A 7675-nucleotide genomic window follows, 5' to 3' on the forward strand; every position below is an offset into this window, starting at 1 on the left:
TCTGGCGCAAAATAGTCAGTGCACTTATAAACAATTTCCGTGTCTGGCGCGCGGGTCACAAAGCCATGAGCAAAGCCCGCTGGTACCAGCAATTGGCGCCCGTTTTCCGCAGACAGCTCGGCCCCAAACCATTGGCCAAAGGTGGGTGACCCAGCCCGAATATCCACAGCCACGTCAAACAGTGCCCCCCGACCGCAGCGCACCAGTTTGGCTTGGGCATGCGGGGGTGTTTGATAGTGCAAACCACGTATGGTGCCCACTTTGGAAGACAGGGAGTGGTTGTCCTGCACAAAGTCCAAATCAAGCCCGTTTTCCGCCATGCGCCGCTTGTTCCAGCTTTCGCTAAAAAACCCGCGACTGTCGCCAAACCGGTCTGGTGTGAGCAAAAGGACACCGTCCAATTTTGTGGTTTCAATTTTCATGGCCCGCGCCCTAAACCCTTCTGCAAACAATATGCGAGTGCTATCAATCTGTTGGCCACTTGTCACGTCTACAGCTTTGTTTGACGAAGCCGGTTTGACAGCGTGCTCGGAAATTGGGATGTGTTCAGCCATATTGAAAAAGGTATTTTCTTTGCAGACCACGCAACCTCCAAGGCGCCTCTTTGCCGTTGTCGTCACATTCAATCGCTTGGAAAAACTCAAGCAGACCGTTGACCGCCTGCTTGCATCTCCAGTTCAGGACTTGGAAGGCGTGTTGGTTGTGAACAACGCATCAACCGATGGCACGGATGTGTGGCTCGCACAGCAAACTGATTCCCGGCTGATTGTGGAACACATGACCGAAAACCGCGGTGGCGCGGGCGGGTTTGAACACGGAATGCGACTTGTGACCAAAACACATGATCCCGATTGGATTGTGGTGATGGATGACGACGGGCGACCGGCCGCTGACACCTTTGCTAAATTTCAAGCCATGGACGTGTCCGCCTGGGATGGGTTGGCGGCGGCGGTGTATTACCCGGATGGTGACATTTGTGACATGAACCGTCCCTCGCGCAATCCGTTTTGGCATGGGAAAGTGTTCTTAAATACGCTGCTTGGGCGCGGCGGCCGGGACGGATTTCACATCACACCAGAAGATTATCAAGGACAGCCAAAGCAGATCGACGTGTCGTCTTTTGTTGGGCTGTTTGTGTCCCGCGAGGCAGTTGCCAAGGTTGGCTATCCAGACGGGCGACTGTTTGTTTACGGAGAAGACGGGCTTTATACGCTGGGCTTAAGCAAAGCTGGTGGGCGGATTGGGTTTATGCCTGAGCTTCGGTTTGAGCATGACTGCTCCACGTTTGGCAACGACGACCTACGATTTCGACCGCTGTGGAAAGTCTATTACTACCACCGCAATCTGTTGATGCTGTACCGCGAGGCGGCCGGTCTGTTTTTTGTACCGCTGCTGCTTGTGGTTCTGCCAAAATGGCTGCTCAAATCCCGCCATCATAAGGGGGAGCAGCGGGTGTTTTTGAAGCTGCTTGGGCATGCGGTTGTCGATGGATTGCTGCGCCGAACGTCGGTGCCCCACAATACAGTGTTGGACTGGGCGAAGATGACACCTGAGCAACCCGACATTTAGCTGTTCAGGATCTCCCGGTGATAGCGAACCAACAGAACAATCCCGAAAAACAGCGCAATCAGGCCGAAGAAGCCAACATATGTGAGATCCACATTCTCCGCCCGGTAGGATGGATAAAATCCCGCACGCATAGAGGAAATGGCATGAGCGATCGGGTTGAGCCACATGATTTCTTGAACTCTTTCCGGGAAATCGTCGATCAAGAAAAAGATCCCCGACATAATAAAAAGAGGGCGGGTAAGAATACTCCAGACTTGCTGCCAAACCGGAAACAACCCGGCGAGCGCACAGTTCAACACACCAACCCCCAATCCCAAAAGACACGTCATCCAAACGGCGTGCAGGATGGCCGTGAAATCCAAAACGGCGCGTGTGTCGGAGACCACCAGCACGCCGCTGAGCAAACAAATCATAACAATCAAACCGGTCAGAAAGTTCAGTAAAAACCGAGCCAAAACGGCATCCACCCAGGTCACGGCAGGATACATCAACAAGGATCGCGAGAACCTGAACGCCTGCATAATGGTGTTGGACAACGACATGTACAGTGAAAATGGCAGCATCCCGGTTGCGTAAAACAAAAGAAAGCTGCTCCCAAGGGCCGGGGTCCGCATGACCAGCGAGAAGCCCACAGTCAGAATCATGACTCCGCCCAACGGCTCAAGAAAAGCCCAAATGTACCCGCCTGGAGACCGACCGTAACGCGTGCCCATTTCTCGGAGGATCAAGGCAAAAGTGGCCCGAAACGTGCCAAATCGAGCTGCTCGTATTCGCGCGGGGCGCTGTGCCGGTGGAATAGGGACGTTGTCAGAAGCGGACATAGGTGAGATTTCCAATGCTAGCGTTTCGGAAATAAAGTATGCTAAAAAAGATCCAGATTTCAATTATGCTTTGCAAAGGCACATAATGGCAGATGCATCCCAGGGGCAAGGTGCACCGAAAGCTGAAGAAGAATCTGTTTCTAAAGGTGATATTAACACACAGAAGCAGCCGACACCCAAGGCGGCGTCCAGACCCGCTGCTGCGGGTTCAGCATCAGGTAACCCCGAAAAGTTAAAAGTTGTGACAGGTAAAGGTGCAGGCAAAAACGGCCCTGCGGCTGGCCAAAATGCGCAGAAATCAAACGCCGGGCGAGCGGGTGGCGGAAAAGCGCGAAACGCAAATGCCGACGCAGCCAACAAGAAGCCCAACACAAAGAACACCACACCAAACAAAACACCTCAAGCCCAGAGCGCGGAGACCCCACAGCTGCCCGTCCCTACGCCAGCCCCCGCGCCTGTGCCAAAGACGCCGGACCAACCTCGAAAAGTTCAGTCAAAACCGCCTGCCAAAGCTGCCCGCATGAGCCCCCGCCATTGGGTGATTGTCGCGTCTTTCTTCCTCATGGTGATTTTGCCCATCGGCGGTGTTGTGGGCTACCTTTGGGGTGTCGCCAAAGATCAATTTGGCTCTGTCACAGGGTTTACTGTGCGCCAAGAAGAAAGCGCGGGCGCTCAAGAGATATTGGGTGGGCTTGCGCAATTGACGGGTGGCAACACCTCTGGCGATGGCGAAATTCTGTATCAGTTTATCCTCAGCCAGCGCATGGTGCGCTTGGTCGAGGAGAGCGTTGGGCTCCGCGCTCATTACAGCCAATACTGGAAAGAAGACCCTGTTTTTTCCCTTTGGCCGGACGCAACAATTGAAGATCTAGAATGGTTTTGGACCCGGATTGTGCGTGTGTCTCTCGACAGCTCTTCCGGATTGATTGATGTGCAAGTGCGCGCCTTTGATCCGGAAACCGCAAATGCGATTTCATCGAGTATCGTGTCTTACAGCCAAGCCATGATCAACGCGCTCAACGATCAGGCGCGCGAAGATGCCATGAGCTATGCACGCGAAGATCTGGAAGCCTCGGTCGACCGCTTGAAAATAGCACGCGAAGCGCTGACGGCGTTTCGGACACGGACACGGATTGTTGACCCTGCCTCGGACCTGCAAGGTCGCATGGGGGTCATGAGCAATTTGCAGCAGCAACTGGCGGAATCCTTGATTGAATACGATCTGCTAAAAGACACCACCTCCCCCAACGACCCACGCATTTCTCAAACCCAGAGGCGGATCACAGCCATTCAGGACCGCATCAAACTGGAGCGGGAAGCCTTTGCCACGGAATCTATCGAAACCGGCGCCGGGCAAGAAGACTATCCGGATCTGATTGCGGAATATGAGGGTCTGGTGGTTGACCGGGAATTTGCCGAAGGCACCTATCGAGCAACCCTGTCCGCCGTCGACGTGGCGCGGGCAAAAGCACAGCGCCAAAGCCGATATTTGGCCACTTTTGTCCCGCCAACTTTGGCGGAATCCAGCGAATATCCGAAGCGCATAACGATGACGGCTTTAGCGGCCCTGTGCCTGTTGCTGGTATGGTCAATTCTGACACTGGTGTATTATTCCATACGGGACCGCAGTTGAGGCAGGGCTGGGTCAATGATCCGAATTGAGAATCTCGTAAAAAGCTTTCGCGTGCGCGGACACAAAAAGATTGTGATCAACAATCTCACCATGGAACTCCCTAGCGGACGCTCCTTGGCATTGTTGGGACGCAATGGGGCGGGCAAGTCCACGTTACTGCAAATAATTGCCGGAACATTACGACCGGATACCGGCCACATCGTGAGTGATGGGTCGATCTCATGGCCTGTTGGATTTGCCGGTTCTTTTCATGCCAACCTGACCGGCGTTCAGAACATCCGATTTGTCGCGCGGGTCTATGGCGTGGACAGCGACGAGCTTTGTGAGTTTGTGCGTGATTTTTCTGAGTTGGGAAATCACTTCTATATGCCTGTGCGCAGCTATTCCTCCGGCATGAAAGCGCGGCTCGCCTTTGGCGTTTCCATGGGCATTCACTTCGACACCTATCTGGTGGATGAAGTTACTGCCGTAGGTGATGCTGTGTTTCGCGCCAAAAGTCGCGAACTTTTCAGAGACCGCATGCAAACTTCCAGCGCCATTTTGGTCAGCCACGACATGGGGCAGGTCAAAAATTTCTGTGACTCCGGCGTGTTGCTATCGGATGGGAAGCTTCAGTATTTTGAAGATGTTCATGAAGCCGTTGAGGCCCATTTGGAGCTGATGGCCCGACAACGTGCACAAAAGTAAAAATCACTGTTTTCTCTGGCTTGGAGGCTTTCTTAGCCATTGCGTCCCAAGCCCAAACCCGTCCATGGTGTAGCCGTTTCTAACACCCAATTTGTATACTGAATCGATCATGACTAAGACCATCTACATCCATATCGGCCACTACAAAACCGGCACCACGGCCCTGCAAGTCTTTATGAACAGCAACCGACAAGCCCTGAGAGAACTCGGCACCTTGTGGAACAAAGGTGTGGATTATCCAGAGCAGTTTTGCGATTTGGCAAAACACTCAAAAATGGCGTTTTCAATTTATCGGGAAGCCGGTGTGTCATCACTGATGTATGGGTTTCAAAATGATGTTCCTGCACAAACACGCTGGAACAACTTTTTTGACTATGTGCGTCAAAGCAAATGTCCTTCTGTGCTCATCAGCTCAGAAGAATTCATGCGTATGGGGGCCAACCCAGCAGCTGCGCAATTGCTCAATGACATCATTGCGCCCGTCAAAAATGAGTTTACCTTCAAGATCATCGCATATTTACGGCGAACAGACGCGCATTTGCGATCGTGGTACAACCAATTGGTCAAGCTAAGGCAGCCAGTTCCGGATTTTAACAGCACCGTTTGCGACGTAATGGAGCCGATCCATTATGACTACAGCCTTGCCTTAAAGCCCTGGATTGAGATGTTCGGGTCAAAATCTGTCATTGTGCGCCCGTACACCGAAACGCTGCGTGAAAACAACGAGTTGTTCAGAGACTTCCTAGGCATAATGGGCATTCCATTTGACGGCAAAAATGCCAAGCATTGGGATGTGCCGGGTGACAGAATCAATCTGCGTATGGAGGATCGCTTTCTGGAGCTGACACGTATCACGCAGAACATGGGCATGAAGGCAGGGCGGCCAAAACAGTTACGGGAGCGCTTTGCCAAACTGCTGGACGACCATCAGCCCGAACATAAAAGTTCGCAAAGTTTTGATGATGTTGTTGAGACGTCTCGCCGCGCCATGGAGGCGTTAAAGGCCAGCCAAAACACGGCACCATTGGCAACTCTTTTTGCGGATCACCCGCCGGTTGCAGACGCGCCGGACAGAGCTGAAATGCTAAACCTCACACAATTGCTGCTGCAGGAGAATACCACGTTACGCAATCGACTGAACAAGCACGCGCAAGAAGTGAACACCCGTTTGGACGCGATCGAAGACCAACTTGGCACCAAAAAACCGGACTCTCAGTGAAGATACTTTACTACAATTGGGTTGATTACTTGGACTCCGAAAACCGGGGCGGCGGCGTTTCGATTTACCAACGTAACGTGATGGCGGAGCTGTCGCAGAGACCTGATATTGAGGTCAGTTTTCTGACTGCCGGACTATCGCATGATTTGCCTGCAAAGCAGCCTCGTTGGGAGCGGTTGGGTCATGGAAAAATCCCTGATCGACCACACCACTATGAAATCGTCAATTCAGGCGTTTTGGCACCCGCACACCACTGTTTTGGGGACCAAGCGCAGGTCAACCACAGTGCAACCCAAGCAGCGTTTTTTGATTTCATCGAACAAACCGGCCCTTATGATGTGATCCATTTCAACAACATTGAAGGGCTGCCGGTTTCCGCTCTGGCCCTCAAGGAGACATGGCCACACACCAAGATCATTCTCTCTTTGCACAACTACTACCCATTCTGTCCGCAAGTGAATTTTTGGTATCAAGAGAAAGAAACCTGCGACGACTTTGCAGAAGGGCGAAAATGCGCAGACTGTTTGACCGGTGGGCATGATCCACATCACATCAAACTCGCAAACGGATTGGCCTATCGTCTAAAAAAACGTGGTTTGGAGCCTGGCAGCCGCGGGTTTCAATACAGCTTTGTCTGGATCATGCGGCTTGGTCGACGCGTTGTTGGACTTCAGAAACGCCTGAAACACCTCCTCAATCCAAAAACAACGGCAACCCCCGTTGCGGCCAAAGACAGCACTCAGACCGCTGAGGCATTTGCACTCCGGCGCACGACGATGGTGGAGACCATCAACCAAAATTGCGATTTGGTGCTCTGTGTGTCTGAGGCCGTGCGGGACATTGCGGTTCAATTCGGATTGCGGCCCGAGGCGTGCACAACCAGCTATATCGGCACCCAGCAGGCGGAGGCCTTTTCACGCACCCCGCCGCGCACACAGCTACTGCGAGACGATGGCACCTTCACTTTAGGCTTTCTGGGCTACATGCGGCGTGACAAAGGCTTCATGTTCCTACTCGACGCGCTGGAGGCGCTGCCGGATGAGTTGGCAAAGCGGGTACGATTCACCGCCGCTGCCAGACAAGGTGACGAGGAGACGATGGTGCGATTTGGTAAGCTGAGTGACCGGCTTGCCGAACTGACACATGTGGATGGATATTCGCATGATGATCTGGAAGCGCTTTTGGCGGGCATTGATGTTGGTGTGGTTCCAGTGCTTTGGCACGACAACCTCCCGCAAGTCGCCATTGAATTGCACAGCCGCCATATCCCACTGCTGACCGCGGATATGGGCGGCGCGCAGGAACTGGCAAACTGCCCCGACATGGTGTTTCCGGCGGGAGATGTTCAGGCATTTTGCGCTCGGATCTCCGCGATTTTGAATGGTGAGATTGATATGGACGCCTACTGGCAGTCCGCGCGGGCACCAACAACGATGGACACTCACATACATGAGCTGCTGTCCAACTACACTGCGGCTCAGAATTCTTAGCGAACACTCCAAGCGACGCAGTTCACTTTGGCTTTGTCTGTGAGCCAAAAATCTTTTGCACAAAGGGCGTGTCTGTCCAATGTGCCGACAGGTCCGGATCGTAGATCACACTGCGCCCTTCAGATGCCAATGCCAGATATTTCTGGTACTCCTCGGCGTCATTGAAGTGCTGACGGCGGGCGACCTCTGTTTGCGCTTTGCGCCGGAAATCCGCGTTGTATTTGAAATGCGCAAAAATCAATTCGCGGTCAGCCAA

The 7675-nt window shown here is 53.1% G+C and carries 8 protein-coding genes; 5 read left to right on the forward strand and 3 right to left on the reverse strand.

The genetic code is table 11. The annotated features are described in order from the left end of the window. The coding region (gene rfbC / locus QZ517_RS19005; RefSeq protein ID WP_294230271.1) for a dTDP-4-dehydrorhamnose 3,5-epimerase at nt 1-422 on the reverse strand (422 nt) is incomplete at its 3' end. A 151-nt stretch (nt 423-573) separates the two neighbouring features. On the opposite strand from rfbC, the gene QZ517_RS19010 reads away from it, so the two are divergent. Further along, nucleotides 574-1569 (forward strand): glycosyltransferase, encoded by a 996-nt coding sequence (locus QZ517_RS19010; RefSeq protein ID WP_294230274.1) that lies wholly within the window; start codon nt 574-576, stop codon nt 1567-1569. On the opposite strand, the gene QZ517_RS19015 is transcribed toward QZ517_RS19010, so the two are convergent. Next, nucleotides 1566-2297 carry an ABC transporter permease gene (locus QZ517_RS19015; RefSeq protein ID WP_294230290.1) on the reverse strand — a complete coding sequence of 244 codons (732 nt, stop codon included), beginning with the start codon at nt 2295-2297 and terminating at the stop codon, nt 1566-1568. The two genes, QZ517_RS19010 and QZ517_RS19015, sit on opposite strands and share 4 nt — an antisense overlap. Nucleotides 2298-2910: 613 nt before the next feature. On the opposite strand from QZ517_RS19015, the gene QZ517_RS19020 reads away from it, so the two are divergent. The 4 genes from QZ517_RS19020 (at nt 2911) to QZ517_RS19035 (ending at nt 7419) form a co-directional block, all read left to right on the forward strand. Then, nucleotides 2911-4023 (forward strand): sugar transporter, encoded by a 1113-nt coding sequence (locus QZ517_RS19020; RefSeq protein ID WP_294230276.1) that lies wholly within the window; start codon nt 2911-2913, stop codon nt 4021-4023. A gap of 15 nt (nt 4024-4038) precedes the next feature. Further along, entirely contained in the window at nt 4039-4710 is a 672-nt protein-coding gene (locus QZ517_RS19025; RefSeq protein ID WP_294230279.1) for an ABC transporter ATP-binding protein, read from the forward strand. A 109-nt stretch (nt 4711-4819) separates the two neighbouring features. Next, entirely contained in the window at nt 4820-5929 is a 1110-nt protein-coding gene (locus QZ517_RS19030; protein WP_294230281.1) for a hypothetical protein, read from the forward strand. Then, a complete protein-coding gene (locus tag QZ517_RS19035; RefSeq protein WP_294230284.1) occupies nt 5926-7419 on the forward strand; it encodes a glycosyltransferase in 1494 nt (497 codons plus the stop codon). The genes QZ517_RS19030 and QZ517_RS19035 overlap by 4 nt, the downstream gene beginning before the upstream one ends. Before the next feature lie 22 nt (nt 7420-7441). Here the strand turns inward: QZ517_RS19035 and QZ517_RS19040 are convergent. Further along, nucleotides 7442-7675, reverse strand: a 234-nt coding sequence (locus tag QZ517_RS19040) for a hypothetical protein (RefSeq protein WP_294230287.1), incomplete at its 5' end; no start/stop codon positions are given.

Source organism: uncultured Shimia sp., from assembly GCF_913054185.1.
Taxonomy (GTDB): Bacteria; Pseudomonadota; Alphaproteobacteria; order Rhodobacterales; family Rhodobacteraceae; genus Shimia.